The following is an 18016-nucleotide window of genomic DNA, read 5'->3' as shown; positions in this document are numbered from 1 at the left end:
GACCCAGACACTAGCCATACAGTCCGACAAAACCAGATCGGCTGTCCCGGACCCGAAGGACCGGGTTTGCGCCGAAAGACACACGGATCAAATCCGCGGGTGCTGTTGTACCTCTTCGGCAGCAGGAAGGGGTTGATACGCGCAATACTGGCGCGCGCCCGCCGTGACGAACTGACGTTCCTCGACGAGGTACGTCGCAACGCTGATGACGATCCAGGAGCGATCTTCCAGGGCGCCCGAATTGTCTGGTCGTGGCTCGTGGCCGACGCACACCGACCGATGCTCGCATTATGGGTCGAGGCCTACGGCCGATCCTTGACCGACCCCACCGGACCCTGGAACGAGTTCGCCGAGGCAACCGTGACCGACTGGCTGGACGTCCTCGCATCGGCACAACCGGAACGCACACGCGGCACCACGCCTGCCCGTGATAAACGGACCAGCGTGCTAGCCGCACTCCGCGGTGCGTTGTTGGACCTGCTGGCCACCGGCGACTCATAACGCACAACAGCCGCGGTCGATCACATCCTCGCCGCACTGCAAACCGCCCAGTCCGACGGTCGCTACCTCTCCTAAAACCCCTGCCCGGCAACGGCTATCGGATGATAGAGTAAGTGACGACTGGGCGCACCCCCATGACGGACACTGACAGGAGTGCGAGCAGGTCCCCGAACGACATCGGTTCGAGCGGCGCAGGCGCCGACACGCCGGCTGCCGCCGCTACCGCGCCGCGTCAGCAGGAGCCGTGAGCGTGGTGGTGGTCGTCGGCGTGGGTCTCTTCGTCCGCGTCGGTAGCTCTGGTGGTGGCGGCAGTATCCAGGTAGTGGTCGGCTCTGACGAGGGTCTCACGGAGAGCACCTCGAACGTCGTCTGCACCACCATCGACGGGATCGGCAGGCACCGCAGCCCGGCCACCTGGAAACCGCGACTGCCGCGGTTCGGCACCGCCGCGCGGAAGTCGGCGACGCTGCCGACCTGACGGGTCTCGCCCAGGACACGATCGCCGAACTCCACCGCCCACGGTCCGCTGCAGGTCGGAAGATTTGTCGCGTGGTACTGGATGCGGTCGCCCGGCTGCCCGCGCGGCGGAGTGAGGATCAGGACCGGCCCGGCGGGATCGAGGATGCGCGTCGCTTCCCTGTCGGGTTCGCTCGACGCACCGCCGCCGGCGTGGACTGCGAGCAGGAGAACACCGGACCCGACGAATATCGTCGTCGTCAACCAGGGTGTCTGCCGCACCGGTCTCACCTCGCACCCTCAATTATGCGGCTTCGCGGCCCGTGTGCACCGAGTTGGCGCCGCACCGTCGCCGACCCTCTCAGCCGGTGGGAAACATGGTGACCAGGGTGCCGTTCCGGTGCGGTGTCGCCGTCCAGTAGCTGTGTAGCGCCGAGCAGGCCGGTGTGGCCGGACAATAGGTTCATGATCGACGTCGAAGGCGAGCGGTTCGAGGACATGGTCATCCGGGCGCTCGACAGTTTGCCAGCGGAGCTGGGTCGAGTGATGGCCAACGTAGCCGTCACCGTCGAACACGACGGCGGTCCTGCGGGTCTGCTCGGTCTGTACCAAGGAGTTCCACTGACCAACCGTACGACGCGGTACGCCGGGGTGTTGCCCGACCGAATCACGATCTACCGCCTCGCAATCTGCGCCATATGCCGCACCGACGCCGAGGTTGTGGAGCAGGTGCGCCGGACCGTCGTCCACGAGGTCGGTCACCACTTCGGCATAGACGACGCCCGGCTGCACGAACTCGGATGGTGAGATCGTCAACCCAGCCGAAGTTGAACCACGGCGAGTCGCGCGACCGACTACTTCGCAGCTGGACGCCTCCCCCAGCGTTTCTCACCGCGCCATCGCCGACGTAGCAGTCGGCCGCCGCGACTATGACGACCTGACCGGTCAGGAGCAGGCTGTGATCCGCGCCGAATAGATTGAGCGGATCACCGAACGCCGTGAAGGGCTCGACCCGGCGGAGACATTTTCCCGAACCCCGCGCCCACGTGCTACGTGCGACGCTGGCCGTCGAGCCACGCGGCGGCCCGGGTGGGTGAGGCGCGGGAGAGCCACGCATCCTGGACCACCTCGTCCAATTCCTGCAGCGTGAGATCACCAACCATGCTCGCCCGCAACAGTATCGAAGGGTGTCCATCGAAATGCGGGGTGGTGAAGAACGGCGACGCCGGGTCCTGAACCATGGCTCGCTTGTCGGACTCGGACGGTACCCAGAACACGATCACGTCCGTGAAGCGCTCGCCGGTACGAGGGTCAACAGCGTCGGGGCGCGGGGTTCGGAAGAACACGAACGATTTACCGCCCACCTGGTAGATGGGGTTGCCCCGAGGCCCGTACTCGACCTTGGCGTAGGGCATCCTCAGGGCCAGTTCGTGGATATCCTCGACCCTCGCGTGCCGCGGTTTCGCCGCCATCACAGCAGTGTAGGTGTCATGCCCCGCGCCGGTCGGCCACGGCGTCGATCGTCACCGCGTTCGGGCCACCACCGCGGCCCGGTGCCGTCACCAACACCGGCTGGCACGCAACGACACCGGCCCGAGATCGGCACAGAGCAAAAGGGCTCGACGAGATGATTCTCGTCGAGCCCTCCTCGTCTGCAGTAGTAGGTCGTCAGACGGTGAACCCGAGGGCGCGCAACTGCTCGCGACCGTCCTCGGTGATCTTGTCGGGGCCCCACGGCGGGAGCCACACCCAGTTGATCTTCAGTTCGTTGCACAGTCCGCTGCGCACGAGCGCGCCGCGGGCCTGGTCCTCGATGACGTCGGTCAGCGGGCAGGCCGCGGACGTGAGGGTCATGTCGAGGGTGACGACGTCCTCTTCTTCGGTGATGCCGTACACGAGCCCGAGGTCGACGACGTTGATGCCGAGTTCGGGGTCGACGACGTCGCGCATCGCCTCCTCGAGAACCTCGAGGCGTTCCAGGTCGGGAACCGCACCCGACGCAGCAAGGGCGGTCTCGCCCTGGTCGGCCGTCGTCTGCTGCGGTACGGCGGTGGGATCCGCCTCCGGCGTCTGCGTCTCGCTCATGATGCCTGTCCTCCGATTCGAGCTGGTTCGCCGTCTGCTGTCGGAACGGCCGAATCCCGGTCGTCCACGACCCGGTCGTCCACTATCTGAACAACCGCGTCCTTGAATGCCATCCATCCCAGCAGCGCGCATTTCACGCGGGCCGGGTATTTCGAGACGCCGACGAAGGCGATGCCGTCGCCGAGGACGTCCTCGTCCCCCTCGACGGTACCGCGGCTGCTGACCATCTCGTTGAACGCGGCAACGGTTTGCAGTGCCTGCTCGACCGGCATGCCCACCACCTGGTCGGTGAGCACCGAGGTGGACGCCTGGCTGATGGAACAACCCTGGCCGTCGTATGACACATCCACTACCGTGCCGTCGTCGGCGAGCTGCACGCGCAGCGTCACTTCGTCACCGCAGGTGGGATTGACGTGATGAACTTCGGCGCCGAACGGCTCGCGCAGGCCGCGGCCGTGGGGATGCTTGTAGTGGTCCAGGATCACTTCCTGGTACATCTGTTCCATTCTCATGCAGGCACCTCCCCGAAGAATTCCTGTGCACGGCGAATCGCGGCCGCGAGAGCGTCGACCTCGTCGAGCGTGTTGTACAGCGCGAATGACGCGCGCGCCGTCGCCGCGATGCCGAATCGGCGGTGCAGGGGCCACGCGCAGTGGTGACCGACGCGGATGGCGACACCCTCGTCGTCGAGGATCTGGCCGAGGTCGTGGGCGTGGATTCCGTCGACGACGAACGACACGGCCCCGCCGCGGTCCTCGGCGGTCGTGGGACCGATGATGCGGACGCCGTCGATGGCGCCCAGCTTGGCCAGTGCGGCCTCGACCAGGGTGTGTTCGTGTGCCGCGACGGCGTCCATCCCGATCTCGTCGAGATACCGCACCGCAGCACCGAGACCGATTACCTGCGACGTCATCGGGACGCCGGCCTCGAACCGCTGCGGGGGCGGCGCGTAGGTGGTGCGTTCCATCGTGACGGTCTCGATCATCGAGCCGCCGGTGATGAACGGCGGCATCGCATTGAGCAGCTCGCGGCGCCCGTAGAGGACGCCCACGCCGGATGGACCGAGCATCTTGTGGCCCGAGAAGGCCGCGTAGTCCACTCCGAGCGCGTGGAAGTCGACGGCCATGTGCGGCACCGACTGGCATGCGTCGAGTACGACGAGCGCGCCGACCGCGCGGGCGCGTCGCACCAGCTCGTCGACGGGCGCCACCGCGCCGGTCACGTTGGACTGGTGGGTGAACGCGACGACCTTGACGGCGTCGGTGAGCTCGAGCGAGTCGAGATCGATCCGCCCCTCGTCGGTGACGCCGTACCAGCGCAGCGTCGCACCGGTGCTGCGCGCGAGTTCCTGCCACGGCACGAGATTGGCGTGATGCTCGAGTTCGGTGATGACGATCTCGTCGCCGGGGCCGAGATGCCGCTCGAAGCGTTCGTCACCGAGCACGTGGGTGACAAGGTTCAGCGACTCCGTCGCGTTCTTGGTGAACACGAGTTCGTCACTGTCGGCACCGACGAACGCGGCGATCGTCGCACGCGCGTTCTCGTACGCGTCCGTGGCCTCTTCGGCCAGCTGGTGAGCGCCTCGGTGCACGGCCGCGTTACAGGTGGTGAGAAACTCCCGCTCGGCGTCGAGCACCTGGTTCGGGCGCTGCGAAGTCGCGCCCGAATCGAGGTACACCAGCGGTTTTCCGTCGCGGACCGTACGCGCCAGGATCGGGAAGTCCTCCCGGATCCGGGTGACGTCGAATACGCGCACCGAGGTGGTCATCTGCGTTTATGCTCCTTGCGTTGCTGCAGCCTGGGTGAAGCGCTCGTAGCCGTTCGCCTCGAGCTCGTCGGCCAGTTCCGGCCCGCCCGACTCGACGACACGACCGCCGACGAACACATGGACGTATTCCGGCTTGATGTACCGCAGGATCCGTGTGTAGTGCGTGATCAGCAGGATTCCGCCGTGCTCGCGCTCCTTGTACTTGTTCACGCCCTCGGAGACGACGCGCAGGGCGTCGACGTCGAGACCGGAGTCGGTCTCGTCGAGGATCGCGATCTTCGGCTTGAGGAGACCGAGCTGCAGGATCTCGTGGCGCTTCTTCTCACCGCCGGAGAAACCTTCGTTGACGCTGCGTTCGCCGAACGAGGGGTCGATGTCCAGTTCGGTCAGCGCTTCCTTGACTTCCTTTACCCAGTGGCGGAGCTTCGGGGCCTCGCCCCGGACTGCGGTGGCCGCGGTGCGCAGGAAGTTGGACATCGAGACGCCGGGGACCTCGACGGGGTACTGCATCGCGAGGAACAGTCCCGCGCGGGCGCGCTCGTCGACGCTCATCTCGAGGACGTCCTCACCGTTGAGGGTGATGGATCCCGACGTGATCTGGTACTTGGGGTGCCCGGCGATGGCGTACGACAACGTCGACTTGCCGGACCCGTTAGGCCCCATGATCGCGTGGGTCTCGCCGGAACGAACCGTCAGGTTCACACCCTTGAGGATGTTGATCGGTTCGGCGTTCTCGTCGGTGTTCGCGACGTCGACGTGCAGGTCCTTGATTTCCAGGACCGAGGTTTCGGGGGTGGAAGCGTCAGGGGTAGACATTGTGATCCTTCGAAGAAATGGGAAGTAATGGTCCGGCGGCGCGGGTCACACGCCGACTGCGGCGAGTTCGGCCTCGACAGCTGCCTCGAGGCGCTCGCGAATCTCGGCGACGGCGATCTTGTTGATGATCTCGTGGAAGAACCCGCGCACGACGAGTCGCCGTGCCGCGTCTTCGGGGATTCCGCGGGCGCGCAGGTAGAACAACTGCTCGTCGTCGAATCGACCCGTGGCGCTGGCGTGGCCGGCACCCACGATCTCACCGGTCTCGATCTCCAGGTTCGGAACCGAGTCCGCGCGTGCACCGTCCGTGAGGACGAGGTTGCGGTTCAGCTCGAACGTGTCGGTGCCTTCGGCCGCCGCGCGGATCAGCACGTCGCCGATCCACACGGTGTGGGCGTCGGGCTTTCCCGAATTCGGATCACCCTGCAGGGCGCCCTTGTAGACCACGTTGGACTTGCAGTGCGGCTGCGAGTGATCCACCAGCAGTCGCTGCTCGAAGTGCTGACCCGCGTCGGCGAAGTACAGACCCAGCAGTTCGGCGTCGCCGCCCGGGCCGTCGTACTTGACGGTTGCCGACAGGCGGACGAGGTCGCCGCCGAGGCTGACCGCGTTGTGCCGCAGCACCGCGTCACGGCCCAGCCGCGCGTGATGCGACGCGACGTGCACGGCGTCGTCCGCCCAGTCCTGGACGGCGACCACGGTGAGACGGGAGCTGTCGCCGAGAACGAATTCGACGTTCTCGGCGAACGTGCCGCTGCCACGCTGGTCGATGACGACGGTCGCCTTCGCGAACGCCTCGAGCCGGATCTGCAGGTGCCCGAAGGCGACCTTGCCCTCGCCCGGGCCCGTAACGGTGATGTTGATCGTCTCGGCGACCTCCACCTCACGGCCGACGGTCACGACGGTGGCCGTCTCGAAACCGGAATAGGCCTGCGCGGCCACCCGGTCGGCTGGCACGCCGGCCTTGCCCAGCCGGTCGTCGTCGCGCCCGACGGTCTCGACCTGGACGGAGTCCGGACCGGCGACGTCGACGGTGACCGTGCCGTTCGCGACGGCCGATCCGTCGTGCAGTCCCCGGAGACGGCGCAGCGGCGTGAATCGCCACACCTCGTCACGACCACCCGGGATCTCGAAGGCGTTGACGTCGAACGAGGTGAAGACCTCACCTTTGTTGGCGATCGGCGAGCCGGTGGCGGTCCGCGCCACCCGCGGATTCTCGCCCACGACGGCTCCCGTCACTCCGAGATTCTGGACACCAGTTTCTGGCGTGGTCACTAACCCACCGCCCCTTCCATCTGCAGTTCGATCAGGCGGTTCAGTTCCAGGGCGTACTCCATCGGGAGTTCCTTGGCGATCGGCTCGACGAAGCCGCGCACGACCGTGGCCATGGCCTCGTCTTCGGTGAGCCCGCGGCTCATCAGGTAGAACAGCTGGTCGTCGCTCACCTTCGAGACGGTGGCCTCGTGGCCCATGGTCACGTCGTCCTCGCGGATGTCGACGTACGGGTAGGTGTCCGAGCGGCTGATCTGATCGACCAGCAGCGCATCACACTTGACCGTCGACTTGGAACCGTGAGCACCCTTGTTGACCTGGACGAGTCCGCGGTACGACGCGCGCCCGCCGCCACGTGCCACCGACTTGCTGATGATGGTCGACGAGGTGTACGGCGCGAGGTGCAGCATCTTGGCACCGGTGTCCTGGTGCTGTCCCTCACCAGCGAATGCCACGGAGAGGACCTCGCCGCGGGCGTGCTCGCCCATCATCCAGACGGCCGGGTACTTCATGGTGACCTTGGAACCGATGTTTCCGTCGATCCACTCCATGGATCCGCCCGCCTCCACCTTGGTGCGCTTGGTGACCAGGTTGTAGACGTTGTTCGACCAGTTCTGGATGGTCGTGTAGCGGCAGTGGCCGCCCTTCTTCACGATGATCTCGACCACCGCGGAGTGCAGGGAGTCCGACTTGTAGATCGGTGCCGTGCAGCCCTCGACGTAGTGCACCGAGGCGCCCTCGTCGACGATGATCAGGGTCCGCTCGAACTGGCCCATGTTCTCCGTGTTGATACGGAAGTAGGCCTGCAGCGGAATGTCGACGTGCACGCCCGGCGGGACGTAGATGAAGGAGCCACCCGACCACACGGCGGTGTTCAGTGCGGAGAACTTGTTGTCGCCGGCCGGGATGACCGTGCCGAAGTACTCCCGGAACAGCTCGGGATGCTGCTTCAGTCCGGTATCGGTGTCGAGGAAGATGACGCCCTGCGCCTCGAGGTCCTCACGGATCGAGTGGTACACCACCTCGGACTCGTACTGCGCCGCGACACCGGCGACGAGGCGCTGCTTCTCGGCCTCGGGGATGCCCAGCCTGTCGTAGGTGTTCTTGATGTCCTCGGGCAGGTCTTCCCAGCTCTCGGCCTGCTTCTCGCTCGAGCGCACGAAGTACTTGATGTTGTCGAAGTCGATGCCCTCGAGGTTGGAACCCCAGTTCGGCATCGGCTTCTTGTCGAACGTCTTCAGGGCGCGCAGGCGGATGTCGAGCATCCAGTCCGGTTCGCTCTTCTTCGCCGAGATGTCGCGCACGACGTCTTCGGACAGACCGCGCTGTGCACTGGCACCGGCCTCGTCGGAATCGGACCAGCCGTACCCGTAATGCCCGAGTGACGCGATGGTCTCTTCCTGCGTGAGCGGCTCGGCGTTGGCCGACGCAGTGGATGTCACCTGGTCTGATGTGACGGTCATGCGAGCTCCTTCCGGAGTCTTGTTACGAGACCGGCGAGGGCTGGTCGCCGGTGGAATACAGGTTGCTGACTAGGAGATCTAAGGAAAACGTTGCTATTTGGGACCGGACGGTGGGACGAGCGGAACGTGGGTGGTGCATGCGCAGTCACCGTTCGCGATGGTCGCGAGCCGTTGGACGTGGGTGCCGAGCAACTGGGCGAATGCCTCCTGCTCGGCTTCGCACAGTTCCGGGAACTCCTCGGCCACGTGCGAGACCGGGCAGTGGTGCTGGCAGATCTGCACGCCGTTGCCGACCGGGCGCGTCGACGCGGCGAATCCGGCGGTGGTGAATGCGTCGGCGATGGCGTCGGCGGTGGTCTCGAGACCCTCGGCACTCTGATCGGCCGCGGGGGTCACGTCTCCGACGATCGCCTGCACCCGGCGCCGAGCGAACTCGGTGATCGCGGAATCTCCCCCGACCTCCCGGAGTTGACGCATGGCGGCGCCGGCGAGGTCGTCGTACGCGTGACCGAGCCTGCCGCGGCCCTTGGCGGTGATCTGGAAGTGTTTCGCGGGTCGGCCCCGTCCGCGGTGACGCACGGCGACGGACGACGCCTCGCGCGCCTCACCCGACTCGAGCAGTGCGTCGAGGTGCCGCCGGACACCGGCGGCGCTCAGACCCAGCCGGGTGCCGATTTCGGAGGCCGTGATGGGTCCCTCCTCGAGGAGGAGCTTCACGACGGCAGCTCTGGTGTGCCCTTCGTGGCCGACGGCAACGGGTGACGCGGTTCCGACAGGCGCGGCCGAGGAAGGCGCGTGAACTGCGCTTTCCTTGCCTGCACGTGGTGTCGTATCCGTTTTCACAACACCAGTGTGACGGAATTCCGATCGCAGGTCTACTAAGGGTGCCCTGCCTTACACCTGTGATTATGGCCCTCCCGCGTCCGGGAATAACTGGCCGAACCGGCCGTGCCCGTCGCACCGCTACGCTGCCTGTGTGCCGCAGACCCCCGAGAACCCGGAGCCGACCCGCGCGGAGCCGACCTTCACGGCTCGCGCCGCTCTCCGACACCCGGCCGAGCTCGCCCGCCGGGCTCTGGGCATCGACGGACGGTCCCCGCGCCCCTCGGTGGCGGCGGCGTTGCACGGCGACGAGGCAGAGACCGCCGGACTGAACCCGCAGGAAACGGCCCAACTGCGCGGGATCCGCCGGTTCGGCGCGACCGGGGCCGTCCTGATGGCGGTGGGCGCCCTGGGCGCCGGCGCCCAGCCGGTACTCCAGAACCCCGTCCAGGGGCTTCGCGTCATCGGACTCCCCGCCCGGATCCCGAGCGTCGCCCTGACCCTGACCATGACCGGCACCGTGATGATCGTCCTGGCGTGGCTCCTCCTCGGACGGTTCGCGATCGGAAGCCTGCACTCGGGCGCGGTGCGCCGCCTCAACCGGTCCCAGCTCGACCGCACCCTCCTGCTGTGGATCATCCCACTGTCCGTCGCGCCGCCGATGTTCAGCAAGGACGTGTACTCCTACCTCGCCCAGAGCGAGATCGCGGCCCGTGGACTCGACCCCTACGCCATCGGTCCCGCGGGTGCCCTCGGCGTCGACCACGTCCTGACCCGGACCGTGCCGACGATCTGGCGCGACACCCCCGCGCCGTACGGTCCGCTGTTCCTGTGGATGGGACGCGGAATCAGCTGGCTGACCGGCGAGAACATCGTCGCCGGGATCTTCCTGCACCGGCTGCTCGCCCTGGCCGGCGTGGCCATGATCGTGTGGGCGCTCCCCCGGTTGGCGCGGCGCTGCGGCGTCGCCGAGGTCAGCGCACTCTGGCTGGGCGCGGCCAACCCCCTGCTGCTGTTCCACCTGGTCGCCGGCATCCACAACGAGGCCCTCATGCTCGGCCTCATGCTGGCCGGAATCGAATTGGCGTTGCGGGCCATCGAGCGGTCCGACCCGATCCGCGGGCAGTCGCTCCTCCTGCTGCTGTCGGGGGCGGCGCTCATCGCGCTGTCGTCGACGATCAAGATCCCGTCGCTCCTCGCGCTGGGATTCGTCGGGATGGCGCTGGCGCGGCGGTGGGGCGGGACACCAAGAGCGGTGCTCACCGCCGCCGCCGTGCTCGGTGGGGTGGCCCTGGTGGTCACCCTCATCATCAGCACGTCCAGCGGACTCGGCATCGGCTGGGTGCACACCCTCGGCACCGCGAACGCGGTCCGCAGCTGGATGTCGATCCCCACCCTCCTCGGCTTGGGCACCGGACTGGCCGGTGTCCTGCTGGGTCTCGGCGACCACACGACGGCGGTGCTGAGCCTGACCCGCCCGATCGCGGCGGTCGCTGCGGCGTTCATCACACTGCGGATGCTCGTCGCGACACTCGTCGGACGCATCCACGCGGTCGGCGCGCTCGGACTGTCCCTCGGCGCGGTCGTCCTGCTCTTTCCCGTGGTGCAGCCCTGGTACCTGCTGTGGGCCGTCCTCCCGCTCGCGGCGTGGGCGACGGCGCCCGCATTCCGCGTCCCCGCCATCGTCTTCTCGTCGATCGTCAGCGTCATCCTGATGCCGAACGGCGGCGAGTACCAGCCGTTCGTCATCGTGCAGGCGGCCATCGCCACCATCTTCACGGCCGGAACGCTGATCGTGATCACCCGGAACCGCCTCCCCTGGCGGGTCGGTTCGGAGCAGCCGCCGACCGCACCGGAGACGCCGGATCCGTCCCCGGACGACGCCGGTGCCGAAAGCCGGGGCACCGGCCGGGTCACACCCGGCCAGGGCTTACGCTGATTCCCCGTGACCTCGCGAACGCCCGGATCGGCGCAACCTGCTGTACGCCTGGAAGGTGTGGTGAAAACCTTCGACGCTGTGAGGGCTGTCGACGGACTCGATCTCACCGTCGAACCGGCACAGGTCGTGGCGTTGCTCGGGCCCAACGGTGCAGGCAAGACCACCACCGTCGAGATGTGTGAGGGATTCGTCCGCCCGGACAGCGGCACCGTCCGCGTCCTCGGACTCGACCCCGTCGCGGATGCCGGCGCCGTCCGCGCCCGGATCGGTGTGATGCTCCAGGGCGGCGGCGCCTACCCCGGTTCCCGCGCCGGCGAGATGCTCGACCTCGTCGCGGCGTACTCGGCCGACCCCCTCGATCCCGACTGGTTGCTCCGCAGCCTCGGTCTCGAGGATTCCCGTCGCACCCCGTACCGCCGGCTGTCCGGCGGGCAGCAGCAGCGCCTGTCGCTGGCCTGCGCTCTCGTCGGCCGCCCCGAACTGGTGTTCCTCGACGAACCCACCGCCGGGCTCGACGCCCAGGCCCGGCTGCTGGTGTGGGAACTGATCGACGCGCTGCGCCGCGACGGTGTCAGCGTCCTGCTGACGACGCACCTCATGGACGAGGCCGAGGAACTCGCGGACCGGCTCGTCATCATCGACCACGGCTCGATCGTCGCGTCGGGAACACCCGCCGAGGTCACCAGCCGCGGCGCCGAAGGCCAGCTGCGGCTCACCGCGCCCGCGGGTCTGGACACCGAGCCCCTCGCGAGGACACTCCCCGACGGCTTCCGGGTGGCCGAGTCCGGACCGGGCACCTACCTCGTCGAAGGGCCGATCGACCCGAAGGTGGTGGCCTCGGTGGCGTCATGGTGCGCCGATCTCGACGCCCTGATCAGCGACATCCGCGTGGACCAGCGCAGCCTCGAGGACGTCTTCCTCGAACTCACCGGCCGGGAACTGAGGGGATGACGATGAGCACGAGTGACCGTCTGACGGAGAATCGTTTCGCCCCGGGCACTTTCACACCCGACCCCCGCCCGAGCGGCGCGGCGGTCATGCTGCGGGCGCAGACGGCGCTCGAACTGAAGCTGCTCCTGCGCAACGGGGAACAGCTGCTGCTGACGATGTTCATCCCGATCACCCTGCTGATCGGCCTGTGTCTGCTGCCCATCGGGGATCTCGGGACGTCGCGCGTCGACAAGGTGGTGCCCGCCGTGATGATGGTCGCGGTGATGTCCACCGCATTCACCGGCCAGGCGATCGCGGTCGGTTTCGACCGCCGGTACGGAGCCCTCAAACGGCTCGGTGCCACTCCCCTGCCGACGTGGGGGATCATCGCCGGCAAGAGTGCTGCCGTCGTCATCGTCGTAGCCCTGCAATCGGTTCTGCTGGGTGCGATCGGACTGGCGCTCGGCTGGCGGCCGAGTGCGTGGGGACTCGTCCTCGGCGCCGTGATCATCGCGCTGGGCACCGTCACGTTCGCGGCGATGGGGCTGCTGCTCGGCGGCACCCTCCGCGCCGACATCGTCCTCGCCCTCGCCAACATCCTGTGGTTCGTGATGGTCGGCGTCGGCAGCGTGGTATTCGCCACGGGAGACCTGCCGTGGCTCCTCCACACCGGCGCCCGGCTGATCCCGTCCGGAGCGCTCGCGCACGCGCTCGACGCCGCGCTCTCCGGGTCCGTGGACCTGCTCAGTGTCGTCGTCCTCGCCGTGTGGGGCGCGGCCGCCGGAGCCCTGGCCGCGAAGACGTTCCGATTCACGTGAACCGCCGAAACACCGCCCGCATCGTCGGCATTGTTCTCGCAGCCCTGCTCGCCGTACTCGGCTGCGGAACCGTGCCCGCGGGCGCCGCACCGCAGTGGGGATCGCCGGCCACCCCGAATCCGTTCCTCGGACCGGCGGGCACGTCCACGATGCACGGCGACGCGGGCTCCACCGATGTGACACCGCTGCCCGGTCCCGGCACCGGCCCCCTGACCCTGTCCGCGTACCCGTTGGTGTCGGCGTGCCCGACCCTGCTGCAGGGATCCGACCGGCTCGTCGTCGCGTTGTGCACGTCCGTCGCCGGTCAGGTCCCCACCGTGCACCTGATCGACCCGATGGCACCCGCAGCCCCGTTCGGTCACTCGCTCGCCACGTTCGCACTCGCGAAGGGCAGCCTCCTGGGCGGCGTGTACGCATTCCTCGACAACGACAACCGGCTGGTCGTGGTGGACGGAAACCGTCAACTGCTGCGCCTCGGGCACTCGCAGGACCCGGACGGCCGCTGGCGGATCAGCGTCGACTCGCACGTCGACCTGTCCGGCAGCGTGCCGCCCGGCGACAACGTGACGGGACTGACACCCGACTGGCAGGGCAACGTCTGGTTCGCCACCGGCGGCGGCGTCGTCGGAGCCGTGGACCGCCGGGGCGTCGCGCACGCACTGCCCCTCGCCGCGGGCGAGCAGGTTCAGAACAGCATCTCCACGTCACCCTCGGGGACCGCTGTCGCGACGACGCACGCCCTGTACCAGTTCGCCCTCCGCGACGGCGAGATCCGCGTCGACTGGCGCCGCGACTACGACCGCGGGCCCGACCGGAAACCGGGGCAACTCAGCCACGGCACCGGTTCCACCCCCACCTACTTCGGTCCGTCGACGGGCAGCGATTTCGTCGCGATCGTCGACAACGCCGACCCGCAGGTGAATCTGCGGGTGTTCCGCGCGGACTCGGGTGCCGAGATCTGCACCCTCCCGGTGCTCGGCGGCCCGGGCGGCAGCGAGAACTCGCCGATCGGCATCGGCAACTCGGTGTACGTGGCCGGGACGTACGGCTACCCGTACCCGGCCGTTCCGGACGGCGCGGGTCCCGCGGTCCCGACGAACGCCCCGTTCACCGGTGGCATGACCCGCGTCGACATCGACCCGATCGGCTGTCACCAGGTGTGGAGCAACGACGTCCGCAGCGCCGCGGTGCCCCACCTGTCGACCGGCGACGGCCTCCTCTACACCGTGATCCGGCACGGGTTCGACGTCACGACACCCCTGGACGGATTCTCGTTCGCGGTGATCGACCCGGCCGACGGCTCGGTCGAACACACCAGCCCCCTCCCCGGCACCGCGGTCAACGACACCCTCCAGATGTCCGGGCTCGTCACCGACACCGGCGACTTCTGGCAGGGCACGGTGACCGGCATCCTGCGCATTCGCGGCGAGTAGCACGGAGTCGAACCCGGCGCCACCAGCCCAACGACACGCTGTAGTTGACGGCCCTCTACCATCGACGTCGTGCTGTATCGCGGGTTTCTGAGCCTGGTAGACCGTCTTCCCCTTCCGTCGCTGACCGTGCAGCGTGTCATCGCGTTCGCGGTGATCCTCACGCAGGGCGGCATCGCCGTCACCGGGGCCGTCGTGCGGGTGACGGCGTCCGGCCTCGGCTGCCCCACCTGGCCGCAGTGCTTCCCCGGCAGCTTCGTCCCGGTCGGGCACGGCGAGGTCGCCGTCATCCACCAGACGGTCGAATTCGGCAACCGCCTGCTCACGTTCGTCGTCGTTCTGGCCGCGGCCCTGATCGTCCTCGCGGTCACCCGCGCACGCCGGCGGAAAGAGGTCCTCGTCTACGCCTGGATGATGCCCCTCGGGACCGTCGTGCAGGCCGTCATCGGCGGTGTCACGGTGCTCACCGGGCTGCTGTGGTGGACGGTCGCGGTGCACCTGCTCGCGTCGATGGCGATGGTGTGGCTGGCGACCGTCATGTACGCGAAGATCTGCGAACCGGACGACGCCCCGGCGGTCGACGTGATCCCCGCCCCGCTGCGCTGGCTCACCGCGCTGTCGGGTGTCGCGCTGGCCGGGGTGCTCGCGGCCGGAACTCTGGTGACGGGCGCCGGTCCGCACGCGGGAGACAAGAGCCTCGACCGCGTGGTTCCCCGACTCGAAGTCGAAATCGTCACACTGGTGCACCTGCACGCACAGCTGCTGGTCGGCTACCTGGCCTTGCTGGTCGGCCTGTGCTTCGGCCTGTACGCCGTCGGCGCCTCACGCGCCGTGAAGGTGCGCATCCAGGTCCTGCTGGCACTGGTGGTGGCGCAGGCGTTGATCGGGCTCGTCCAGTTCTTCACGGACGTGCCCGCGGTCCTCGTCGCATTCCATGTAGCGGGTGCCGGGTTGTGCACCGCCGCCACCGCAGCGGTGTGGGCTGCGGGACGCACTCGCGAGTACGTCACGCAGCCCGACACCGCGAGCGTCTAGCGCTCGTTGCGGGCCTTCGGGAAACGCGTCTGCCGCGCCACCCAGCCGGCCATCTTCTGGAAGTGGCCCTTTCGGGGTGTGACGATGCTGGTGAGCGCGCGGTCCCACTCCGAGACGGTGACGTCGTCGAAGGACGCGACGACGGCGTTCGCGGTGGCGAGATCCTCGACCACCTGGTCGCCGAGGATGCCGTCCTGCCCGACGAGCGTGATACGGACGCCCGCGAGTCCGATCGGCTGGATGACGGCACTGGCCGAACCGCCGTGTTCGGCGACGAACTTCTTGATCGCGTCGACCGTGTGCGACGGCAGCGAGGGCGCCGGGCTGGAGGGCGCCGGTTCCGCATGGGTGTCGGTAGTCATGGTCCCGAGAATACTGGGCGGTAGACACGTCGTGTCCGCCAGGCTCGGTAGCGCGACCCTCGCCGTGTAGAACTGAAACCATGCGCGCCATACAGGTTTCCCGTCTCGGTGGTCCCGACGTCCTCGAACCGGTGGAGGTTCCCGAACCCGAGATCGGAGCGACGGACCTTCTCGTTCGCACCGACGCGATCGGTATCAACTTCATCGACACGTATTTCCGGACCGGGCTGTACCCGCGACCGTTGCCCTACGTTCCCGGTGACGAGGGGTCCGGCGTGGTGGAGGCCGTCGGCAGCGACGTGACCGGTTTCGCCGCCGGTGACCGGGTGGCCTGGTGCTCCGCTCCCGGCAGCTACGCCGAGAAGGTGGCCGTTCCCGCATCGGCGGCGATCGCCGTCCCCGATTCCGTGCCCGCCCCGCAGGCCGCGTCCGCACTGCTGCAGGGCATGACCGCCCACTACCTGGCCCATTCGACGTACCCGATCCAGTCCGGGGACACCGTGCTGGTGCACGCCGGAGCGGGCGGAGTCGGTCTGCTGCTCACCCAGATGGCGACCGCGCTCGGCGCACAGGTGATCAGCACCGTGTCGTCCGACGCCAAGGAACAGCTGTCCCGCGACGCGGGCGCACGCGACGTGCTGCGGTACGACGACGACATCGCCGCCCGTGTGCGCGAACTGACGGACGGGGAGGGCGTCGCAGCCGCCTACGACGGGGTGGGTGCGTCCACGTTCGAGGCCAGTCTCGCGTCCGTGCGGATCCGGGGAACGGTGGCATTGTTCGGCGCCGCGAGCGGTCCGGTGCCGCCGTTCGATCCGCAGCGGCTCAACCCGGCCGGCTCGCTGTTCCTCACCCGCCCCACCCTCGCGCACCACATCCGGAACCGTGAGGAACTGACGTGGCGGGCGGGAGACGTGTTCTCCGCGCTGGCCGACGGGTCGCTGACGGTCCGGGTGGGCGCGGAGTACCCCCTCGCACGTGCGGCGGACGCGCACCGCGACTTGGAAGCCCGCGCGACGACGGGGTCGATCGTGCTGGTGCCCTGACGCGGAGCGTCAACTCCCGGCCCTGACGCGGAGCGTCAACTCCCGGCCCTGACGCGGAGCGTCAACTCCCGGCCCTGAGGCCCGGGGGTCAGCTCAGGAGGCTGCCGATGGTCTGCAGGCCGAGCACGGAGTCGACGGCGAGACCGACGAAGACGATCGCCAGGTAGTTGTTGGATTGCAGGAAGAGGCGGAGCGGCTTCACGGCCGCTCCGCCGCGGACGCTCCGGTACAGCTGGTGGGCCATGAGCAGGAACCAGGCACCGGCGCCGAGCGTGACCGCGGCGTACACCACTCCGGCGGCCGGGACGAGAGCGAGGGACGTGATGACCATCGCCCAGCTGTACAGCAGGATCTGCTTGGTGACGTGTTCCTCGGTGGCGATCACCGGCAGCATCGGGACACCGGCCGCCTTGTAGTCCTCCTTGTAGCGCATGGCCAGGGCCCACGTGTGCGGCGGTGTCCAGAAGAAGATGACCAGGAACAGCACGATGGGCTGCCAGCTCAGCGACCCGGTGACCGCCGACCAGCCGACCATCACGGGCATGCAGCCCGCGGCGCCGCCCCAGACCACGTTCTGCCAGGTCCGGCGTTTGAGCACCATCGTGTAGACGAGCACGTAGAACGCGATGGTGAGGACGACCAGGAATCCGGCGAGCAGGTTGGCCCGCCACCACAGCCAGAGGAATGACGCGACGCCGAGCGTCATGCCGAACACGAACGCGTGGGAGGTGGGCACCGCGTCGCGGGCCAGCGGACGGCGCGCGGTGCGTTTCATGACCTTGTCGATGTCGGCATCGACGACGCAGTTGAGGGAGTTCGCGCTCGCCGCGCCCATCCAGCCGCCGAACAGCGTGCTGAGGATCAGCAGGATGTCGACGTTGCCGCGGTCTGCCAGCAGCATCGCGGGGATCGTCGCGACCAAGAGCAGTTCGATCACCCGCGGCTTGGTCAATGCGATGTAGGCCAGGACCTTGCCCGTGACGCGACCCAGCACCGTTCCGGTGTCGGTCGCGCGGGGGGCGGGGCTGGGGCTGCCGAAGCCGTGTCCGCTCGGCTGATGCCCTGTCCGCACGTTCTCTCCTCGCACCACGCGTAATTCCAGATCCGAATGCCGGTGCCTGCTTCGGAAGTCCTTCGTGACGACCGGCCGTCTACTACAAACGATGGTAGACCGCCGTAATGCGCGAACCGAATCGACCCGGATACGACTGCACACTAGGCTGGAGTCGCACAAGAGGCCCATGCATCCTCAGGCTCCACGTTCACCCATGTC

The 18016-nt window shown here is 68.1% G+C and carries 19 protein-coding genes; 8 read left to right on the top strand and 11 right to left on the bottom strand.

The annotated features are described in order from the left end of the window. Positions 1-99: 99 nt before the first annotated feature. On the top strand, positions 100-501 hold the full coding sequence (locus tag RJ1_RS41670; RefSeq protein ID WP_073369857.1) for a hypothetical protein: 402 nt from the start codon (positions 100-102) through the stop codon (positions 499-501). Positions 502-720: 219 nt separating this feature from the next. Here RJ1_RS41670 and RJ1_RS41665 read toward each other — a convergent pair whose 3' ends face one another. Then, the gene (locus tag RJ1_RS41665) at positions 721-1239 is read right to left on the bottom strand and encodes a hypothetical protein (protein WP_073369855.1); all 519 of its coding nucleotides are present in this window, start codon (positions 1237-1239) and stop codon (positions 721-723) included. Between the two features lie 183 nt (positions 1240-1422). On the opposite strand from RJ1_RS41665, the gene RJ1_RS41660 reads away from it, so the two are divergent. Further along, on the top strand, positions 1423-1764 hold the full coding sequence (locus RJ1_RS41660) for a metallopeptidase family protein (protein WP_073369853.1): 342 nt from the start codon (positions 1423-1425) through the stop codon (positions 1762-1764). A gap of 242 nt (positions 1765-2006) precedes the next feature. On the opposite strand, the gene RJ1_RS41655 is transcribed toward RJ1_RS41660, so the two are convergent. The 8 genes from RJ1_RS41655 to RJ1_RS41620 form a co-directional block, all read right to left on the bottom strand. After that, positions 2007-2429: an MmcQ/YjbR family DNA-binding protein gene (locus RJ1_RS41655; protein ID WP_073369851.1), complete on the bottom strand. Its 423-nt coding sequence runs from the start codon at positions 2427-2429 to the stop codon at positions 2007-2009. Between the two features lie 196 nt (positions 2430-2625). After that, a complete protein-coding gene (locus RJ1_RS41650) occupies positions 2626-3042 on the bottom strand; it encodes a metal-sulfur cluster assembly factor (RefSeq protein WP_073369849.1) in 417 nt (138 codons plus the stop codon). Then, the gene (gene sufU / locus RJ1_RS41645; protein WP_073369846.1) at positions 3039-3554 is read right to left on the bottom strand and encodes a Fe-S cluster assembly sulfur transfer protein SufU; all 516 of its coding nucleotides are present in this window, start codon (positions 3552-3554) and stop codon (positions 3039-3041) included. Before sufU ends, RJ1_RS41650 begins: the two co-directional genes overlap by 4 nt. Next, positions 3551-4810, bottom strand: coding sequence for a cysteine desulfurase (locus RJ1_RS41640; RefSeq protein WP_073369843.1), 1260 nt, complete (start codon positions 4808-4810; stop codon positions 3551-3553). Before RJ1_RS41640 ends, sufU begins: the two co-directional genes overlap by 4 nt. Before the next feature lie 6 nt (positions 4811-4816). Beyond that, positions 4817-5626: a Fe-S cluster assembly ATPase SufC gene (sufC, locus tag RJ1_RS41635; RefSeq protein ID WP_005255023.1), complete on the bottom strand. Its 810-nt coding sequence runs from the start codon at positions 5624-5626 to the stop codon at positions 4817-4819. Positions 5627-5671: 45 nt separating this feature from the next. Next, a complete protein-coding gene (gene sufD / locus RJ1_RS41630) occupies positions 5672-6901 on the bottom strand; it encodes a Fe-S cluster assembly protein SufD (RefSeq protein ID WP_073369840.1) in 1230 nt (409 codons plus the stop codon). Next, the gene (gene sufB, locus RJ1_RS41625) at positions 6901-8361 is read right to left on the bottom strand and encodes a Fe-S cluster assembly protein SufB (protein WP_073369838.1); all 1461 of its coding nucleotides are present in this window, start codon (positions 8359-8361) and stop codon (positions 6901-6903) included. Before sufB ends, sufD begins: the two co-directional genes overlap by 1 nt. Positions 8362-8454: 93 nt before the next feature. Further along, positions 8455-9204: a helix-turn-helix transcriptional regulator gene (locus tag RJ1_RS41620; RefSeq protein WP_275887633.1), complete on the bottom strand. Its 750-nt coding sequence runs from the start codon at positions 9202-9204 to the stop codon at positions 8455-8457. Positions 9205-9337: 133 nt separating this feature from the next. Here RJ1_RS41620 and mptB point away from each other — a divergent pair, with 133 nt between their 5' ends. The 5 genes from mptB (at position 9338) to RJ1_RS41595 (ending at position 15335) form a co-directional block, all read left to right on the top strand. Further along, the gene (gene mptB, locus RJ1_RS41615) at positions 9338-11122 is read left to right on the top strand and encodes a polyprenol phosphomannose-dependent alpha 1,6 mannosyltransferase MptB (RefSeq protein ID WP_073369834.1); all 1785 of its coding nucleotides are present in this window, start codon (positions 9338-9340) and stop codon (positions 11120-11122) included. Between the two features lie 6 nt (positions 11123-11128). Then, on the top strand, positions 11129-12073 hold the full coding sequence (locus RJ1_RS41610; protein WP_073369832.1) for an ABC transporter ATP-binding protein: 945 nt from the start codon (positions 11129-11131) through the stop codon (positions 12071-12073). Beyond that, positions 12070-12870, top strand: a complete 801-nt coding sequence (locus RJ1_RS41605) for an ABC transporter permease (protein WP_073369830.1) — start codon at positions 12070-12072, stop codon at positions 12868-12870. The genes RJ1_RS41610 and RJ1_RS41605 overlap by 4 nt, the downstream gene beginning before the upstream one ends. Then, on the top strand, positions 12867-14303 hold the full coding sequence (locus RJ1_RS41600) for a hypothetical protein (protein ID WP_073369828.1): 1437 nt from the start codon (positions 12867-12869) through the stop codon (positions 14301-14303). The genes RJ1_RS41605 and RJ1_RS41600 overlap by 4 nt, the downstream gene beginning before the upstream one ends. A gap of 69 nt (positions 14304-14372) precedes the next feature. Beyond that, complete coding sequence (locus tag RJ1_RS41595; protein WP_073369827.1) at positions 14373-15335, top strand: COX15/CtaA family protein; 963 nt, start codon at positions 14373-14375, stop codon at positions 15333-15335. Here RJ1_RS41595 and RJ1_RS41590 read toward each other — a convergent pair. Continuing rightward, positions 15332-15697 (bottom strand): hypothetical protein, encoded by a 366-nt coding sequence (locus RJ1_RS41590; protein WP_073369825.1) that lies wholly within the window; start codon positions 15695-15697, stop codon positions 15332-15334. The two genes, RJ1_RS41595 and RJ1_RS41590, sit on opposite strands and share 4 nt — an antisense overlap. Positions 15698-15777: 80 nt before the next feature. Between RJ1_RS41590 and RJ1_RS41585 the strand changes: the two genes are divergently transcribed. Beyond that, entirely contained in the window at positions 15778-16743 is a 966-nt protein-coding gene (locus tag RJ1_RS41585) for a quinone oxidoreductase family protein (RefSeq protein WP_073369823.1), read from the top strand. Between the two features lie 88 nt (positions 16744-16831). Here the strand turns inward: RJ1_RS41585 and RJ1_RS41580 are convergent, their stop codons facing one another. Continuing rightward, positions 16832-17815, bottom strand: a complete 984-nt coding sequence (locus RJ1_RS41580) for a heme o synthase (protein ID WP_073369859.1) — start codon at positions 17813-17815, stop codon at positions 16832-16834. Between the last annotated feature and the right edge of the window lie 201 nt (positions 17816-18016).

It is taken from the genome of Rhodococcus jostii NBRC 16295 (assembly GCF_001894825.1).
GTDB lineage: Bacteria > Actinomycetota > Actinomycetes > Mycobacteriales > Mycobacteriaceae > Rhodococcus_F > Rhodococcus_F jostii.
Note: the sequence above shows the minus strand (reverse complement) of the source record. Positions and strands in the feature narration are given on the sequence as shown.